This window comes from Tolypothrix sp. FACHB-123, from assembly GCF_014697075.1.
Classification (GTDB): Bacteria; Cyanobacteriota; Cyanobacteriia; order Cyanobacteriales; family Nostocaceae; genus Aulosira.
This window is the reverse complement of sequence record NZ_JACJRE010000007.1, coordinates 14,757-32,909: the sequence shown is the minus strand read 5'-3', so window position 1 is coordinate 32,909 and position 18,153 is coordinate 14,757. Positions and strand designations below refer to the sequence as shown.

At 40.6% G+C, this 18,153-nt stretch carries 13 protein-coding genes; 6 read left to right on the top strand and 7 right to left on the bottom strand.

Annotation, left to right across the window (positions count from 1 at the left end; translation table 11 throughout):
• Positions 1-18: 18 nt before the first annotated feature.
• Positions 19-540, bottom strand: a complete 522-nt coding sequence (locus tag H6G41_RS06885; RefSeq protein WP_190744858.1) for a tetratricopeptide repeat protein — start codon at positions 538-540, stop codon at positions 19-21.
• A 310-nt stretch (positions 541-850) separates the two neighbouring features.
• On the opposite strand from H6G41_RS06885, the gene H6G41_RS06880 reads away from it, so the two are divergent.
• Entirely contained in the window at positions 851-1,291 is a 441-nt protein-coding gene (locus H6G41_RS06880; RefSeq protein WP_190744856.1) for a hypothetical protein, read from the top strand.
• Between the two features lie 196 nt (positions 1,292-1,487).
• Here the strand turns inward: H6G41_RS06880 and recJ are convergent, their stop codons facing one another.
• The 3 genes from recJ to H6G41_RS06865 form a co-directional block, all read right to left on the bottom strand.
• A complete protein-coding gene (gene recJ / locus H6G41_RS06875) occupies positions 1,488-3,824 on the bottom strand; it encodes a single-stranded-DNA-specific exonuclease RecJ (RefSeq protein ID WP_190744854.1) in 2,337 nt (778 codons plus the stop codon).
• Between the two features lie 134 nt (positions 3,825-3,958).
• A complete protein-coding gene (locus H6G41_RS06870; RefSeq protein ID WP_190745101.1) occupies positions 3,959-4,603 on the bottom strand; it encodes a GNAT family N-acetyltransferase in 645 nt (214 codons plus the stop codon).
• A 92-nt stretch (positions 4,604-4,695) separates the two neighbouring features.
• Entirely contained in the window at positions 4,696-5,493 is a 798-nt protein-coding gene (locus H6G41_RS06865) for a PD-(D/E)XK nuclease family protein (RefSeq protein WP_190744852.1), read from the bottom strand.
• A 235-nt stretch (positions 5,494-5,728) separates the two neighbouring features.
• Between H6G41_RS06865 and H6G41_RS06860 the strand changes: the two genes are divergently transcribed.
• From H6G41_RS06860 to H6G41_RS06840, 5 genes are all read left to right on the top strand, one after another.
• Positions 5,729-7,360, top strand: coding sequence for a hypothetical protein (locus H6G41_RS06860; protein ID WP_190744849.1), 1,632 nt, complete (start codon positions 5,729-5,731; stop codon positions 7,358-7,360).
• Positions 7,361-7,732: 372 nt separating this feature from the next.
• On the top strand, positions 7,733-9,388 hold the full coding sequence (locus H6G41_RS06855) for a metallophosphoesterase (protein WP_242037826.1): 1,656 nt from the start codon (positions 7,733-7,735) through the stop codon (positions 9,386-9,388).
• An 855-nt stretch (positions 9,389-10,243) separates the two neighbouring features.
• Positions 10,244-10,639, top strand: coding sequence for a hypothetical protein (locus H6G41_RS06850; RefSeq protein WP_190744845.1), 396 nt, complete (start codon positions 10,244-10,246; stop codon positions 10,637-10,639).
• A 284-nt stretch (positions 10,640-10,923) separates the two neighbouring features.
• Positions 10,924-14,121, top strand: a complete 3,198-nt coding sequence (locus H6G41_RS06845) for a DEAD/DEAH box helicase (RefSeq protein ID WP_190744843.1) — start codon at positions 10,924-10,926, stop codon at positions 14,119-14,121.
• A 5-nt stretch (positions 14,122-14,126) separates the two neighbouring features.
• Complete coding sequence (locus H6G41_RS06840) at positions 14,127-14,966, top strand: SWIM zinc finger family protein (RefSeq protein ID WP_190744841.1); 840 nt, start codon at positions 14,127-14,129, stop codon at positions 14,964-14,966.
• 201 nt (positions 14,967-15,167) lie between these two features.
• Here the strand turns inward: H6G41_RS06840 and H6G41_RS06835 are convergent, their stop codons facing one another.
• From H6G41_RS06835 to ftsH, 3 genes are all read right to left on the bottom strand, one after another.
• Positions 15,168-15,524, bottom strand: coding sequence for a hypothetical protein (locus H6G41_RS06835; protein WP_190744839.1), 357 nt, complete (start codon positions 15,522-15,524; stop codon positions 15,168-15,170).
• A gap of 28 nt (positions 15,525-15,552) precedes the next feature.
• Entirely contained in the window at positions 15,553-15,900 is a 348-nt protein-coding gene (locus H6G41_RS06830; RefSeq protein WP_190744837.1) for a hypothetical protein, read from the bottom strand.
• Positions 15,901-16,102: 202 nt separating this feature from the next.
• Positions 16,103-18,040: an ATP-dependent zinc metalloprotease FtsH gene (gene ftsH, locus H6G41_RS06825; RefSeq protein ID WP_190744835.1), complete on the bottom strand. Its 1,938-nt coding sequence runs from the start codon at positions 18,038-18,040 to the stop codon at positions 16,103-16,105.
• Positions 18,041-18,153: the final 113 nt, after the last annotated feature.

The following is an 18,153-nucleotide window of genomic DNA, read 5'->3' as shown; positions in this document are numbered from 1 at the left end:
ATGTAAAGAAAGTTTTTCTTAAAAACTCAACCAAACCAAGTAAGAAAGGATGAATCCGATCACAATTAATCCTAACCAGATAAAGCGATTATCCTTTGTATTGACCTGGCTGAGATCGACAAATTCCGGTTCTGGAGATTTTTTAGTATTAGAGGTTGGGCGAGATTTGATAGTTACACGAGTTTGGGCGTCATTATCTGGTAATTTGCCCAAGTCAGGAATTTCCGTCATCCACTCACTCGGTCTTTTCAGCTTTGGTGCTTTTAAGATATAAAGTAAATGCCGCGCTTGTTTGTTAGTTTCTGAGTAGGGATGACGCTTGAGTTTTTCGCAAAGTGCGATCGCATCTTCACCTCTCCCAGACGCTTCATAAGCTGTTACTAGCCAAATATTCACCTCACCCCCAAGCTTAGTATTGCGAGACACAAGGGCGCTAGCTTTCTCTAGATTCTCTACAGCTTCTCGATATTGCCCGTTTTCAAAAGCAACTCTTCCAACTTGGTAGTGAGATTTAGCAATTTCTAAACTTTCAGTATTCACGTTCTACACACAAATCATGACTGCCTTAATTTATTGTGCCAATGCAAGCAGTTTTTGGGAAATTAGGTATGGGGCATTGGGCATTGGGCATTGGGTATAAAAAACTCTGCCCATGAGGGGATGGAATTTGTGAGCGTGGGAAATATAAAAGATTACGGGGCAAATATTTCTATGCAGCCACAAGAGGATAAAGTTTGCCTTCAATTTCAAGAATTATGTAAAAAATACTGGCAAGGGAATTTTTTCTAGTAAGTGTAGTTAAAAGTCTAGTTAAAAATTCTTGGTTATCAATTTTTCGGAGTATAAAAATATGGATAGCAGCAAGCGTTGGCAAAAGACCTGGTTAGGCGCAGGTGCAACTCTAGCATTGTTGGGCGCTACAATTGCCCCAGCTTCTGCCCAATCAGTGATTATTATTTATGGCGATACACAACCAGGGGTAGGGTCGTATAATTACGGTAGAAATATTGCTAATCCTATACCTATAAATCGGGTAAATAAGCACCCTGGTAACAGAGGTAATTATTATCGCCGTCGCGGTGACGATAACTATCGTAGAACTACCATTTATTCCTATCCTCCTTACCCACAAACCATCATCAATCCTAGTGTCACTTATCCAAATTTAGTGCATCCGATGTTTCGTAACCAGCCGCTGAGAAATCCTGTATTCGATCAGCGTCCTGATTATCAACCAAATTATCGACCATTTAGAGGGCGATCGCGCTCCATTTTGTTATACCCGCGTTAAATTTGTCAAATCTGCTTTTTCCTCTGCGCCTCTGCGTTCTCTGCGGTTAAAAAGGAATTTATTAAACCACAGAGACGCAGAGAACACAGAGATTAGAGATCAAGAAAACCTAGACACACTCTACTAATCTTAACTATCTTGGCGTCCTTGGCGTCTTGGCGGTTCAATCAATTAAATCTTATATCTATTACCAGTACTACTGACTATTAACCATCGTCACAATGGTAGATAGGGGTACTTCCGCAAAATACGCTCGTTGAAATTGTTCCTCGCGCACAGCTGCTAAAAATTTAGCAATAGCCGCATCAGGCTGTGTAGTTGGAGTTCCCCCATTCGCCGTATTTTTCACCTCTTGACTGATGTGTAAATAACGGTCTTGACGCTGTACTGTAAACCCTAAATATTTTAAAGCTTTGAGTCCCAATAATAAAGTTTGATCGCCAATACCCAGTTTTTCTAAAAGTTGCACGCGCGTAACTAGTTGATTAGTGCGACTGAGATATTTAGCAATTCCCACCAAAGTCAGCCAAATTTTGTTAGGTGATTGTTGATTGGGTTTACTCCAGGCGATCGCTAATTGTTGATTATTATAGAGAGATCGCTTCCACCAAGCGCGTAAATCATCCCAGCTTGTCGGACATTCTGCCACAACTACGGCTGGTTGTTGATTACCCAGTTCTGATTTTTCTTGATTGCGCCAGTCTAATATTAAATCTGAGTTGTGAGTAGTAAATACAGAATCAACACTCGGACGCACAGCAATTAACCGAATTTCATAGCGTTTCTTAAAGGTGTTATAGTCCAACTCGGCTATACAATCACACCTACCTATGGGTAATTCGTCTTTGTAATGTCCCCACCAAATCCCCGGAAAGGCGTTTCTCGTGGAATCATCCCGGATATCAAACTCGGTTTTGATGTATTGTACTTTTTTTCCTTGCGCATCCTGTTGATTGCGATGCCAAGCATTTTCAAACCAGCAATTTTTAATTAATAGCTTGGGGACAGGGTTACCCATTCCGCAAGGTTCTAATATTTTCAATTCCAAAAATAAATCTTTGCCTAAATCTGCAACGGTGACGGTGATATCTGCTTGAATTGTCGCCGCGAGAGTTTTACCACCTAATGATTGGCGTAACCTTTGGTTAATCGCTTCGGAAAATAACGGAATATTTTCCACTACCATACTCAACCCAGCCGCAAAGGGATGTCCGCCAAACCGATGTAATAAATGTGCTTGGTCTTTGACTAGTTGGTACAAATCTACAGAATTGATGGAACGGGCGGAACCACGGGCGAGAGGCTGGGCGCTAGTTTCTGTTTCATCTTCTGGGGGGACTTCTGTACTTAATAGAATGGTGGGTTTACCTGTTTCCTGGGCTACTTGTCCTGCTACTAAACCGAGTACGCCGACAGGCCATTGGGCATCTGCTAAAACGATCGCACTTGTGGTAGATAAATCTAATTGATTCAGCTTTTGGGCGACTTGATTTTGCACATCTTTTTGTAAAGACTTACGGCGGGCGTTGGCTAATTCTGTGTCTTCTGCGAGTTCGCTACATCGTTTGATATCGCGGCTTGTGAGTAATTCCACGCAAAATCTCGCATCGCCTTGTATCCGACTCACAGCATTAATGCGCGGCCCCAAACCAAAGGAAATATCTGTAGGGCGATCGCCACTTTTCTGACACAATTCTAATAATCTACCCACACCCGGCCTGCGTCTAGCTGTGGGCGGCTGTTTAAAATCTTCTTGTAAACGTTGAATTCCCAATTGGGCTAAATAGCGACAATCACCGCTTAACTGCACTAAGTCAGCAATTAACCCCACCGCTACTAAATCTAATAAATCTTCTAAAGGCTGTTGTGGGACATCAGGCAAAGTTTGATAAAGTGCTTCTACCAGCTTGTAAGCTACCGCCACCCCAGAAAGATTATATAAAGGATGTTCCTGAGGTAAATTGCGGGGATTAATAATGGCGATAACTGGCGGGCGTTCTGCTGGTAAAGTGTGATGATCGGTAACGATGACATCAATACCTAGCTTTCGCGCATAAATAATTTCATCAATATTCGTACTGCCTGTATCACAGGTGACAATTAAGGTACAACCTTGTTTTTCTAAATTATCAATACCCGGATTATTTAGTCCGTGGGATTCCTTGAGGCGATTGGGAATGTAGTAACTTAACTGGGAATTTTGCGTAAAAAATTGCCCCAAACCATCCCAAAACACAGAAGTAGAGGTAATTCCATCAGCATCAAAATCACCCCAAATTGCCACTTTTTCACCAGCATTCCGGGCTAATTTCAACCGAGAAACAGCCAAATGCATTTCTTCCCCAAATTCAAAGGGGCTAGCTGGTTGATAAGCTTTATGGTTAACAAACCCTTCTAATTGCGATGTATCTTTTATACCCCGTTGCCATAATAATTGGGCTGCATACATTCCACTTGATGCCGGAGTATACTTTTTCACAGCTTGGATAAACCACTCTGGCGGTTGTTCAGTTGCGGCTAAAGTCCACTGCATGATTAAAATTCAGAAATTTTTTTGACTGTTGACTGTTGACTGTTGACTGTTGACTGCAACGTAATCAACTTGTCAAAGTATTCAAAATTCAAAATTAATATATTTCCAATGCCCCATGCCCAATGCCCCATGCCCTATTCATCATTAATAATTAAATCTATCTGCGGTTCATTAACTAGGGGATTGAGGACTACTTCATTGGAAAATCCTTCAGGTTTGCGGCTACGAATTGCAGCTGGACGCGATCGCCTGTAACCTGCTCTTTCTGCTTTTTGATGTTCATAATCTATCAGTCTGCCATAATGTGGGTGCTTACTGAGATTCATCGACAAGAAAATATGCTGACGGATATTACCAAAGCCTTTGCGGTTAAAAAACTTAACGGCTGGCGTGTTAGTCGGATCTGTATCTACCAACATAAACCGCGCGCCATCTTCAATCATCCGGGCGACAACTTTATCAACTAACTTATCTGCAACTCCCTTGCGTTGAAACTGGGGATTCACTCCCAGCCAGAGAATATATCCATAAGTCCAAGAAGCTTTGGTAATAATAGTTCCTAAAATAAATCCAGCTAATTCACCATCAATTTCCGCCACCAAACAATATTCGGGATCTGTATTGTAAAGTCCAATAACTTCCCATTCATCCCAAGTTCTATATAAATAAGGATATAACTCGCTGGTAAATAATTCTTCACCTAAATGGTAAACATCAGCTATATCATCAATTCCTAATTCACGCACATAAACAGCGTCTTGATCGTCAATGTTGGTCATAATAGTCAATGGTCAGTTGTCAGTTGTCAGTTGTTAGAGAGAACAGTCAACCGTCAACAGTTAACCGTCAACAGTTAACCGTCAACATCCTCTCACAATACTACTTCTTTAATACTGGCAAGGTTGGGCAATACATCGCTTTCGGGTTCGCTGGCTGGAGTGCGATCGCATCTGGTGGCAAATTGGCAATAGGTACAGGCTTTATTCCCTACTGGAAGTTGGGGAAATAATTCTTTTTGTTGGTAACGTTCTAGCCAATAAGTTAAATCGTTTAATAATTCGTTCAGATCGTTGGCTGTTTTTTGGTGTTGAGTGGAATTGTAATTAAATTTAATATTTTGCGGTTTACCTTCGGATTGCACAAACCAATAAGTCATGGAAATATTTTCTGGCAAGTATTCGCTAGTTTCTGCCAAAACATAAAGATAAAGGCGTGTTTGCCAGTTATTTTCTAACTTACTTTTATGGGGTGGTTTGGGGTAAGTTTTCCAGTCGAGAATTTGCGCTGTTTGCTGATCGGCAATTAATAAATCATAAACAACCGTTAGCAGATAATTGTGTACTTGCAGCGTCCGATAATGTTCGCTTTCGCGCAAGGTTTGGCTATCAGTCGCAGGTGCTAAAATTTCCGGTGCAGCATCAGCAAAGGCTGACATCCAACTTTGGAGTTGGCTATCTGCTTGTAAAAAACTCTGAATTGGTAAACCCATTTCTCGCTGCTGCATCAACAGGTGGAAGCGGCTACCTAAAGTTTGCCGTTCTTCATGTTGGGGATCTGTGGGAGAATTGAGGTTTTCTAAATAGGTATGTTGAAATTGACGGGGACAACGTTCTAGTAAATTGAGTTGTCCTTGGGATATACGTAATAATTGCGTGGGAGTTGACACCATTATTCTATTTTAGAAGCTGATATTGCCGTTGGGATTTGAGAAGCGATCGCATTTACCCCATAGTTCCGCAGGGGTGTGGTTTTAATTTTTACCTTGCTTCTCCCCTAGAAAGCAACCAAAATTGCTGAATACTAAATAAAAATTACAATTAATCGCCTCAGGGCACTGTCAGCAGTTTAATAAACTGTGTGTTAAATAAGTTCAGACATAACCTGACAGTTCATTGACAATATTTATGCATCTATTCAAAATTGCCGGAAAACGTATCAGCAAGAAGTATTTTTATCCTCTACTATCCTTAGTGTTAGCCTGCATCTTGCTATTTACCTCTTTTGGAGTCGGTCAAGCGCAGGAAGAAGAGAGTTCTCCACAGTCAACCGCTGCACCCACTACTACTGTTCTTCAGCAACCTAGCAGTGATGCTCTAACTGTAGCTGATGTAGCTTCGATTCGCAGCGTCAGTCCTAAAGAATTGTATGTCAGCATTCCCCAGTCACTTGTACCAGAAAGTTTTCGCGGTTATTCCCAAGACAAGCTGAATTTGGTCATTACAGGTAACAATTTTCCTAAAACAGACAGTTCTTCGCAAAAGAGAATCACCGTCAGAATTGGTAACCCTCCTGATTTTGCGGCTACTAATAATGTTAGAGTCACTGAAGATGGGCAAGCAGTTTTTGCTACTTTTAGCAACGCTCAATTGAGGAATTTACCCAGAGGAACCCATCCTGTCAGAGTAGAAGTAGCAGGAAACGCCACTAGCATTGACCCACAAATTACCGAAGATCAACTTCAGGTCAATATCAGCCGTCCTATCAGTAATTTGACTACATTAATTGTCTTTGGTTTAACTACTCTAACGACTTTGTTGTTAATAGGAATTATTTACCTGCTAGCTAAAGAGTCAAAAAGATCCAACGCACCCACAAAATCTCTCAAAAGCGGTATTCAGAAAGAACTCAATGCTTTAGAATGGCTATTACTAGAGCGACAAACAAACACTTTTAGTTTGGCTCGAACTCAGTTTCTTTGGTGGCTGACTATCATTGTTTTTGGCTATTTATTTCTCTTCATCGGTCGGGGAATTATTCAAAATATTTGGGAGTTTATTCCTTTATCGGGATTCGCTTATACTTTTTTGATTAGTTTGGTCACATTAGTCACAGCGCAAGCAACCTCTAATATCCGTGGTACTAAAGGATCTGGAGATGTGAATCCTTCTTGGTCAGATTTAGTAGTACATGGTGGTGTAGTCGCCTTAGAACGGGTACAGCAGGTAGTTTGGAACCTAATTATTGGGATTGCGTTTATTGTCATTTTGTTAGTTACTTATACTACTGCATCGTCCTTACCATCCATCCCCCAAGAAATTTTAGTATTGATGGGAATTAGTGCGGGTGGCTACATTAGCGGTAAAGCAGTTCGCAAAGCAGGCCCTAATATTACCCAAGTAGTATTGTGGGATGAGCCGCAAGATTTATTTCACAACCCTCAAGCCAATCCTTACTTAACTATATCTGGCGAACACCTTTCTCAAGCGGGAAGTGCGATCGTGCAGATTGTCTATTTAGATGAGTCCAATAATGAAAAACCGGAAACGCGGATTGAGGTAAAACAAGAGAATCTATGTACCATAGAACCCGATCCTGATTATCCCGGAGAGTTTTGCAGAAAACTGCAAATTAATTTTAGTGGGATGAATGCGCTTCCCGATCAACAGTGGTATGAGTGGCTCCAAGTTTTTGGTGATAATTTTACAGCGCAAAAAGTCAAAATTACCATAATTAATGCTGATGGACAAAGGTCTGTTTGGGATGGTACTAATCCTGTACCTGAAAGGAAAATGACTCCCGCACAGTCACCATATTAGCTTGACTCGATCTATTTTTTATTTTTGGCGATCGCTGTTGACGGTTGACTGTTGACTGTTGACAACTGTACGGGCGGGTTCACAAATATTTTCACCGATCAACGATAATTCTCAATAAACCCGCCCCTACTGACTGTTGTACTAGGCTTATACCATTTCACAAAAAATATGATGTGGATGTAGGTTGGGTTGAGGAACGAAACCCAACACTCCAAAGTCCTGTGTTTTTTGGGTTTCACGACCTTCTACCCAACCTACGCATCTATGCTCAAAAATCTGAGATCCGGTAAAAAAATACTAGGCTTAGTCCTGTTATTTATACTGACTATATCCTTTACCCTTATAAACGTGCGTTCATTTGGGGAAACAATTATGACATCAGCACCGCAATTGCTGACAGATCCATTTTTGCAGCTACCAACAGAAAACTCAGTGCGTGTGGTTTGGTTTACAGAGTTTGCAGGTAGTCAACATACAGTTAATTACGGGGAAAACTTAGCTGAGACTGCAAGGGCAAGTACAATTAAACTCAGTCGCACTAGAGAAGATCAGCAATCGCGTGTAGGTAATCAAACTGCAAATGGTCAAGTTTATCAGCAAACTGTTAACCGTGATATTTGGCGACATGAAGCTGAGGTAACCCTGAGCGTAGTCGAAGGATTAACTCCAGCACGGGTAAATTATCGCGTCACCAGCGTGCGGGAAGATGGGGAAAGTGTCAGCAGCGATGTGTTTACCCTTGCGCCTAACCCTAAACCAGGGACACCATTGAAGATTTTACTTACCTCAGATCATCAACTCAAGCCGATGACAGCCGCAAATCTGCAAAAGGTAGTAGAAACAGTAGGACGAGTAGATGGGGTATGGTTTGCTGGCGATTTAATTAATATTAGCGATCGCGCTTCTGAATGGTTTGATGATAATCGGGGTGGTGCGTTCTTTCCCGCTTTACAAGGACGCGCTAACTATACAATGAACCACGACGGTGTGAAGACAACCTACACTGGCGGACAAATTATTCAACATGCACCTATCTTTCCTTGTATTGGCAATCATGAAGTCATGGGAAGATTCCAAAGAATGGCAAGCTTAGATGATGAATTTAATGATACCATTCCCCGTGCAGTTGCTCAAAGATTATATAGCGGCAAATCTCTGAAAAATAATTCTTTTAATACCGATACTTACGAAGAAATTTTCACTTTGCCCACCAATAAAACAGGGGGAAAGCAATATTATGCTGTTAGCTTTGGTGATGTGCGTTTAGTCGTTTTGTACATTACAAATATGTGGCGCACTCCTAAATTAGATTCACCCTATCGCGGTAGATATCAGGAAGCCGTAGCAGATTTAAATCATCCCGAAAAATGGGGTTATGGACAGTTAATTTATGAAGCAATCGCTAAAGGTAGTCAGCAATATAATTGGCTAGCGGCAGAACTGAATAGCGATGAATTCAAACAAGCAAAATATAAAGTAGTGATGTTTCATCATCCGCCCCATACCTTAGGTGATAACATCGTTCCTGCTTACACAGATCCAGTGCAGATAATTACACGAGATGATTTTGGTAATATTAAATCAGTCCGTTACGAATATCCTAAAAACGATGACTATATTACGCGCGATGTTATCCCTTTATTAGAAGCTGCTAACGTACAATTTGTTTTATACGGTCATTCTCACTTATGGAATCGCTTCGTTAGTCCTAGGGGAATGCACTTTTTAGAAACATCAAATGTAGGCAACACTTATGGCGCAGCTTGGGGTGAGAGAAAGCGAGAAGTACCAACGGGATATCAAGAAAAATATGTGGAATTAGGCGATCCTAATGGTTTAGAACCCATAGTACCAACAATTGCCCCATTGTTAGGTGAAGATGGAAAACCGATGCCATATATTGCCAGTAATAACATCACAGTGTTTAGTATTTTTGATACGGGAACAGGTACGGTTAGCAGCTACCGTTTTGATACTCGCAAACCGGATTCTGAAGTGATTAAGTTTGATGAGTTTCAGTTGAAATAATACTAATTCGTAATTCGTAATTATGAAGTTATACGGTTCAGTTAGCATTAAAACCATGATTTAAGGTAGGTTGGGTTGAGGAACGTAGACGCGGAGCGGCTTCCCGCAGGGTAACCCAACATTATCGCGGCTTTGTTGGGTTTCGCTATCGCTCTACCCAACCTTGTATCTTAGAAGAAGTGGTAGACCGTATTGACATTTAAGTAATCTGTATGGTGTGTTATGCCGTAGGCTAACGCACGTTGAATTGTTGATGGTGTTTCGGTGCGTTGCGCTGCGCGACAACACACCCTACATTTAAATTTTTTAACAATTTAGTTATCAACGTTACAACATTAAGAACAAAACCTTGACCATTAAGAACAAAACCTCGACCATTAAGAACAAAACCTTGACTATTAAGAACAAAACCTCGACCATTAAGAACAAAACCTCGACTATTAAGAACAAAACCTCGACCATTAAGAACAAAACCTTGACCATTAAGAATTAAAATTCAAGCGATCGCTCTTAACTCTCCAAAATAATGTGCAACCCGTATATCTCACAAGCAGTAGGGGCGGGTTCACAGAGATGCTCCAATAATGCATAAATATCTCGCTTAACCCGCCCCTACGACATCTAGACACACAGAAAGCTTAAGTTAAAAGTATTCGTAAATTGGGTTTCGCTCCACAACCTAACCTACACATTTTTATTTTTAGCTAAAACCTAAGCAATATTGCTGAGCATTAAATTCCGAGAAATCACGGACATAAATAAAAATTTTGTTAAAAAAATGGCTATTTTTGCTGAACTAGAATCTAGCTCAATTAAGGCAAAATAGCGATATAAAAGTCTTAAAAGAGTAAATAAATGACTCGCAAGAAACGTACATCCCGGATTCTACAAAAAGCTGAGTTTAGAGTCGCCGGACTAAAAGCTATTGATCCAAACATAGCATTTGATGATAATTACAACTTACAAAATCTGACACAATTAATACAACAGTTTCACACTATGCTTAAAGAATATAATGATTCTATGGCTGTAATTGAATCTTCTAGAACCAAGCTTGACGAAATGGAAAAAATTATCGGTAATATTTCCGATAAAATGCTGGCTGGGGTTGGTTTCAAGTATGGCAAAGACAGCAATGAATATGAACTTGCTGGTGGTGTTAAACAAAGCGAACGTGTCCGTAAAAGTAGATTAACCCGCTTAAAAAATAGCGCCGAGAAAACATCAGATAATAATGTAGTAACAGCCTAGCACCGCAAGGCGGAAGTCAAAAGTCAAAAGTCAAAAGTCAAAAGTCAAAAGGATTGTATTGCGGGCTTTTCCGACATTGGGAATGGTATGTTTATTTGTAGGGGCATTGGCACTGCCATGCCCCGAAGCGCGTACCTCCTTTACCTGAAATATGCTGTATTACGTAGAGTAGGCAATGCCCACCTAAAGCTAGTGACATTTTTTCAGAAATAAAAATTTAATACCGTACTTTGATAGAGTAATTTTAACCAGCTAAAATTACGACAATCCAGAGCATCAAAAAAATGAAAGTTCTTCATGGCACCTGGATACCAAATGCGGCATCAGAATTTATTCAATCTGGGTCTTTTTATTTGTGGATAGAAACCCCAATAGCCAAAAAAAGCCGCGCTAATCAGCAAAATATTCATCCCGGACATCTCCAGAAAGCTGAATTACTCGCGTTTTTAACCCAGGCTTTAGGCTTGAAAGAATCAGCAAATCAATTAAGTCAACGCCTCTCATCTAAATATTTTGCTCTGCCTACAGCCAATAATCAACCTTTACCCTCACCAGAATTAATTAAGTATCTGGAAGTGGAAATACCGGAAGAATATGAAGGTTTTCAATATTGGCAGGTGGATTGTTATGAAACTGTAATATATAACAAAACAGAAAAAGTCAATAATGTTATCAAACTTCTCAATGATATACATTTCTTAGCGCTACACAATGGCGATGAAGTGCAACTCGGTTCGGATTTGTTGTTTTGGTATCACTACACCCAAAGTTTTAAGCAAGTCATTCTCAAAGACCAATATATCCCATCATTAAAATATCGCCAGTTAGAAGCGGCAAAAACAAATAAAAAAACTAAATCAACTGCAAAAACATTTGAAATTTACGCCACTTGGGAAATTATCTCTGTGGCTTACGAAGAAAATATCCAAAAGTATATTGATTATATGCCACTGATTTGTGTGGCAGGTGCAGATACATCAAGCGATAAAATTGAATATTTTGAGCGAGAAACATTACTACGTCACTTTTCTGAGTCCATCCTGACAAATATAGTCAGCCATACCCAATCTACAGCCGCTTTTGATAAACAAATTGCTGATTCTCTAGTTGCTTATTGCTTTTATCCCCAGCGTCATAACCCATTAACTAGTAAGACGGCTCTAGAAGAATATCAGCAATGGCTAACATGGAAAACTAAAATTACTCGCACCCAAGCTGATGCTGTTTTTTATCTCTGTTTTCAATTGCATTCTCCAACTGCGGATGCAATCGATAATTGGCAAATGCAATTTTTAGTATCCAGTAAACAAGACCCTTCCTTAAAGCTGGATTTGTTCGATTATTGGAATATGAATAAAACGGCTAAAGCGGGGGTACACAAACAATTTGGCAAAGATTTTGAAACCCATTTGCTATTAAATTTAGGTTATGCAGCGCGGATGTATCCTAAATTATGGCAGGGATTAGAAACTGAACAGCCTACAGGAATGCAATTAGCTTTAGAAGAGGCGTTTGCTTTTCTCCAAGAAAGTGCTTGGGTATTAGAAGACGCAGGTTTTAAAGTAATTGTACCTGCTTGGTATACTCCCGCAGGTCGTCGGCGTGCGAAAATTCGCCTCAAAGCTTCAGGTAAAAAATTAGCACCAACTAAGGGTGAAAATAAAAGTTATTTTGGTTTAAATTCCCTGGTAGAGTACGAATATGAATTGGCAATTGGCGAGCAAGTTGTCACACCCCAAGAATGGGAACAATTAATTAATGCTAAGGCTCCTTTAGTGCATTTTCGCGGTCAATGGATGGAATTAGACCGAGATAAAATGCAGCAATTGTTGGAATTTTGGCAATCTCACGGCGACGAAAAGCCAGAGATGAACTTGCTGGAATTTCTCCAACGTAATGCGGAAGCTGGGGAAGAATGGGAAATTGAACATGATGATGTGTTATCAGAAATGATGGCGAAGCTGCAAGATAAAACTCAGCTAGAACCAATTTCTGAGGAGTTAAATCTGCAAGGAAATTTACGCGAGTATCAAAAGCGTGGTGTTTCTTGGTTGGAATATTTAGAGAGATTGGGATTAAATGGCTGTCTCGCAGACGATATGGGTTTAGGTAAATCCGTCCAGGTGATAGCGAGGTTGGTACAGGAGAAACAGGCTTCGACTTCGCTCAGCTTTCGGGGGGAAGGGGGTGATTTAGCGCCGACGTTATTGATTGCGCCTACTTCGGTTGTGGGAAATTGGCAGAAGGAAATTGCTAAGTTTGCACCACATTTAAAAAGTATGGTGCATCATGGGAGCGATCGCACTCAAAACCCCGCAGATTTTAAAGCCGCTTGTCTTCAGCACGATGTTGTGATTACTTCCTTTACCTTAGCGCGTAAGGATGAGAAGCTACTCAACAGTGTAGAATGGCATCGTCTGGTTTTAGATGAAGCGCAAAATATCAAAAATCCCAAAGCAGCGCAAACTAAAGCAATTCTTAAACTATCCGCCAAACATCGCCTAGCTTTAACCGGAACCCCTGTAGAAAACCGTTTACTAGATTTATGGTCAATTTTTAATTTTCTCAATCCTGGTTACTTGGGTAAAGAAGCGCAGTTTCGCAAATCCTTTGAGATTCCCATTCAAAAAGATAACAATCGCGTCAAATCTGTTACTTTAAAGAAATTAGTCGAACCCTTAATTTTACGTCGGGTAAAAACTGACCAATCCATCATCAACGATTTACCCGATAAAGTTGAACAAATCCTCTACACCAACTTAACCAAAGAACAAGCATCACTTTACGAAGTGGTGGTAAAAGATGTTGAGGAGCAATTACAAAAGGCTGAAGGAATCCAACGCAAAGGCTTGATACTTTCTACCTTGATGAAATTGAAACAGATTTGCAACCATCCAGCCCAATTCTTACAGGATAACAGCGAATTTTCCCCAGAGCGATCGCACAAACTCAGCCGATTAGCAGAAATGGTAGAAGAAGCCATTTCCGAAGGCGAAAGTTTATTGATATTTAGCCAGTTTACCGAAGTTTGCGAAAATCTAGAAAAACATCTCAAACACAACTTACACTGCAATACTTACTATTTACATGGTGGGACAAACCGCAAACGTCGGGAACAAATGATTAGCGAATTTCAAGAACCCGACACCGAACCATCTGTATTTATTCTTTCCCTCAAAGCTGGCGGTGTGGGGATTACCTTAACTAAAGCCAATCATGTTTTTCACTTTGATAGATGGTGGAACCCCGCCGTTGAGAACCAAGCCACAGATAGAGCTTTTCGGATTGGTCAAAAAAAGAACGTCTTCGTGCATAAATTTGTTGCCATTGGCACATTAGAAGAGAAAATTAACCAAATGATTGAAGACAAGAAAAAACTCTCGGCTGCTGTGGTTGGTAGCGATGAATCTTGGTTAACAGAATTAGATAACGAAGCTTTTAAGCAACTTATCGCCTTAAATAAGAGCGCAATTTTGGAGTAAATCTCATGTCTAAATTTAGCAGAACTTGGTGGGGCGATCGCTTTATTCAAGCCTTAGAACAATTTACCGATGAAGGAAGATTGCAACGCGGACGTTCTTATGCGCGTGGTGGTAAAGTTTTAAACTTTGAAGTTGAGAAAAATCAAATTACTGCCCATGTTCAGGGTTCAATTAATCCCTACTTTGGTGTTTATACGGTTCCACTTTATAATATATCAATTGAAATTACGCCCATTGCCAAAAATCGCTGGAATGAGGTAATTCAAAAGCTTTCCTCAAAAGCGAGTATTGTTTCCCGTTTACTACTAAACGAAGTTCCAGAAAATGTAGAAAATACTTTTGCTGATTTGGGATTACATTTATTACCCCACAGCAGCAAAGATTTTAAAACCAGATGTTCTTGTCCCGATTATGCTAATCCCTGCAAGCATATCGCCGGAGTTTATTATTTAGTTGCTTCTCAGTTAGATAATAATCCCTTTCTCTTATTTGAATTACGGGGGTTATCAAAAACAGAACTGCAAGCAAAGTTAGCTGAATCTAATTTAGGTAAAGCGTTATCGGAAGAATTGAATACGAAGGAGATTCCTTTAGAATTATCCACTTCGTTGTATACAAAATTAGAAAAGCAAGCTATTACACAACAGCCAAGCGTCAGGGAATTTTGGTTAGGAACGAAGCGATTACCCCAAACTATTGAAGTAGGTAGTCAAAGCGGAGTGTCAGCAATTTTGGTAAAGAAGCAGGGAGATTTTCCGGCTTTTTGGCGTAAGGATAATTCGTTTATTGAAACGATGGAAGAGTTATATCAGAGAGTGAAGACGAAAAATCAGAATATTATGTGAGTTAAGGAAGAATTCACGATTCACGCTTATTCCACAATATCGCCGTCACCCTAGAAGGGTGTGGCTAATATAACAAAGCCTGCCTTCGCAGGCTTCGTAGCGTGAGCCAGCAAGCGACACATCAATATATTCTAGAGGGCATGGCAGTGCCAGTGCCCCTACTATTTTGGATTACTGTTATTTTATCGAGTTGCGATCGCCTTACCTTTGACTCAAGGATAATTCTTGTCTAATTGATTCAGTAATCGCATCAACTAAAACCAAACGTTGGCTAATTGGTAATTGCACAACAGATTGCTTTAAATCCTGTGTAGATACATCGCTCAAATCTGCTTTTACAATATTTTGATTATTTTGATTATTTTGATTTTGCGATAACAATTGCTGGAGATGATTTTCTAAATCTACACGAAGTGTCTCTAAAAACATACAATCATTACCAATATCCGATAAATCATCATCATCTATACTTTCATCATTGAGCCGTGATTCATATAACTTTATTAAGTTTTCAAGAGCTTCAATAATAAATTGAATATCTTTAAAAGATAGTTGCATTTTATTAACCAAAGTTGATATTTGACTTTTAACTTATTTTATAGAACTTTTCTCCAAGCTGCCTGAGTGCAGTTTTATAAGTTTCAAGCGGCATAATATCTTGAGGTTGCCATAACCAGTGATTACCGCGATCGTTAACTAATTTCAGTTCAGCAGCAATATCTATATTTTGGTCTAATTTCCACCAATTTCTTCCTCGTCCTATACTAGCGAATGTGGAAATACCTCCGGGTGATGTGCCGTCTGGCAAAGTGGTCATAACAAAAATGATACCGTTCTCCTCAAATGTTGCAATATCTTTATTTAGTCTGACATTATCCATTCTGGGAGAATTAGCATTGCCTTGACGGTATAAAGAAATAGGCGTTTTAGGCATTTAAACAGTAATGCATTATTTATTCTTGATTGGTAAAAAAATATATATGACTTCTGGATAACTGCAATGTGATTTTATGTTTATTTAACAGATTATTGCGCTGCTGGATGTTGGTAAAGTGCGATCGCCTAATCCTTCTAGCTATAAAAAAAGCGATCGCCCCCAAAAAGAGCGATCGCTTTTTTAATTTAATCTCAAAGCTTTACACTAAAAGTGTCTGCAACAAAGGTCTATCTTCCGATATCTTCCCTGTCCGCAACCATTCGTTGAGTTCTTCCGGTGCGACAGCTTGCTGGAGACGTTCCCGCAAAGATACACCTTCTAAAACCTCTTGTTGCAACAGTTCTTGTGCAGTATCTTCTAGCAATGTCCGGTTATGTTGCAGAATACTTAAAGCGATGTGGTGAGCATTATCTACACTTTGCTTCACTTCTCTGTCAATTTCCTCTGCAACTTGGGGACTAATTGCCCGGCGAGGATTTCCATAACCTTCGATAAATTGCTGTTGAATCTTCTCAAATGCTACAGGGCCGAGTTTATCGCTCATCCCATAGATGGTAATTGCTCGTTCTGCTAAATCTGTCGCTTTTTGGATATCGTCAGACGCGCCAGTAGACACCTTACCAAACACAACTTCCTCAGCCGAACGTCCGCCTAATAAAGTGGCAATTCTACCGCGAATTTCGTCTTCTATCATCAAAAAGCGGTCTTCTTCTGGCATTTGGATTGTATAACCCAAAGCACCAACACCACGAGGCACAACGGAGATTTTTTCTACTTTACCAGCCCCAGGCATTAATGCACCGACGATCGCGTGACCAACTTCGTGATAAGCTACGGTCTTTTTCTCGGTTTCATTTAACACGCGAGAGCGTTTTTCTAAACCAGCCACTAAGCGCTCAATCGCTTCGTTGAAATCTGCCATCACTACGGCTTGGCGATTTTGACGGGCTGCTAGCAGTGCGGCTTCATTTACCAAGTTAGCCAAGTCTGCACCTGCAAACCCTGGTGTACGGATAGCGATAGTAGCTAAATCAACATCATCAGCTAATTTAACGTTTCTGGCATGAACGTTCAGAATCGCTTCTCGACCAATTTTATCAGGGCGATCCACTACAATTTGGCGGTCAAAGCGTCCGGGACGACGTAATGCTGGGTCGAGGACTTCGGGACGGTTAGTAGCGGCGATAATAATGACACCTGTATTGGCATCAAAACCATCCATTTCTGTGAGTAATTGGTTGAGGGTTTGTTCCCGTTCATCGTTACCGCCAACAAAGCCGCCAGCACCAGCACGAGATTTACCCAGGGCGTCTAATTCATCAATAAAGACGATACAGGGTGCTTGTTTTTTCGCTTGCTCAAATAAATCGCGAACCCGGGCCGCACCGACACCAACGAATAATTCGATAAATTCCGAACCAGAGATGCTGAAGAAAGGAACGCCAGCCTCACCTGCGATCGCTTTGGCTAATAATGTCTTACCTGTTCCCGGAGGCCCTACCAACAATGCACCTTTAGGAATTTTCGCCCCTAAGCGGGTGTATTTGTCGGCATTTTTCAAGAAATCAACAATTTCTTCCAATTCAACCTTGGCTTCATCGACACCAGCCACATCCGTAAATTTTACACCTGTGCTGCCATCAGAAGAAATCCGCGCCTTACTCTTGCCTACAGTTAACGCAGCAGGCCCGCCGCCTTGACGATTCATCAAAAACGCCCAAATACCAAAGAAAATTAACGGTGGTGCTACCCAGCTAATTAAAGTACCCAGCCAACCATTTTGATCTGGCGGTGGTGCAGCAAACTCAACTTTATTCTCGCGGAGAATCTTTGGTAAATCCAGGTCTAGAGCTACTGGTGTAGTAGTTAATACCTGTTCTGCTGGTTGACCATCGGGGGTTTGGGTTTTGATAACATATTGAATGCGATCGCCACCAACTATTGCCCGTTCAACTTTACCAGCTTGCACTTGGCTAATAAAGTCACTATAAGGAACCTGGGGCAATTTCGGCCCAAAGAAACTGGGCACAATTAAGTTAAGCAGCAATAAAAAAGTTACTAATATCAAGAAGCTGCCACCAAACTGCCGCCATCTCGAAGGCTTCATTTGATTTTTATTATTAGTTTCAACAGGCATTTTGATGTACCCTCAAATAAATTTTTTTGTAAGCGGCGGGACGAGGAGGGGAAGGGGTTAGGGGCTAGGGGTTAGGGGCTAGGGGCTAGGGACTAGGGAAGGGGGAAAAGGAA

Bases quoted from the DNA above. Each gene is read 5' to 3' on its own strand.
- H6G41_RS06880 (WP_190744856.1), top strand. From the start codon at position 851: ATGGATAGCAGCAAGCGTTGGCAAAAGACCTGGTTAGGCGCAGGTGCA.
- recJ (WP_190744854.1), bottom strand. From the start codon at position 3,824: ATGCAGTGGACTTTAGCCGCAACTGAACAACCGCCAGAGTGGTTTATC.
- H6G41_RS06870 (WP_190745101.1), bottom strand. From the start codon at position 4,603: ATGACCAACATTGACGATCAAGACGCTGTTTATGTGCGTGAATTAGGA.
- H6G41_RS06865 (WP_190744852.1), bottom strand. From the start codon at position 5,493: ATGGTGTCAACTCCCACGCAATTATTACGTATATCCCAAGGACAACTC.
- H6G41_RS06860 (WP_190744849.1), top strand. From the start codon at position 5,729: ATGCATCTATTCAAAATTGCCGGAAAACGTATCAGCAAGAAGTATTTT.
- H6G41_RS06855 (WP_242037826.1), top strand. From the start codon at position 7,733: ATGACATCAGCACCGCAATTGCTGACAGATCCATTTTTGCAGCTACCA.
- H6G41_RS06850 (WP_190744845.1), top strand. From the start codon at position 10,244: ATGACTCGCAAGAAACGTACATCCCGGATTCTACAAAAAGCTGAGTTT.
- H6G41_RS06845 (WP_190744843.1), top strand. From the start codon at position 10,924: ATGAAAGTTCTTCATGGCACCTGGATACCAAATGCGGCATCAGAATTT.
- H6G41_RS06840 (WP_190744841.1), top strand. From the start codon at position 14,127: ATGTCTAAATTTAGCAGAACTTGGTGGGGCGATCGCTTTATTCAAGCC.
- H6G41_RS06835 (WP_190744839.1), bottom strand. From the start codon at position 15,524: ATGCAACTATCTTTTAAAGATATTCAATTTATTATTGAAGCTCTTGAA.
- H6G41_RS06830 (WP_190744837.1), bottom strand. From the start codon at position 15,900: ATGCCTAAAACGCCTATTTCTTTATACCGTCAAGGCAATGCTAATTCT.
- ftsH (WP_190744835.1), bottom strand. From the start codon at position 18,040: ATGCCTGTTGAAACTAATAATAAAAATCAAATGAAGCCTTCGAGATGG.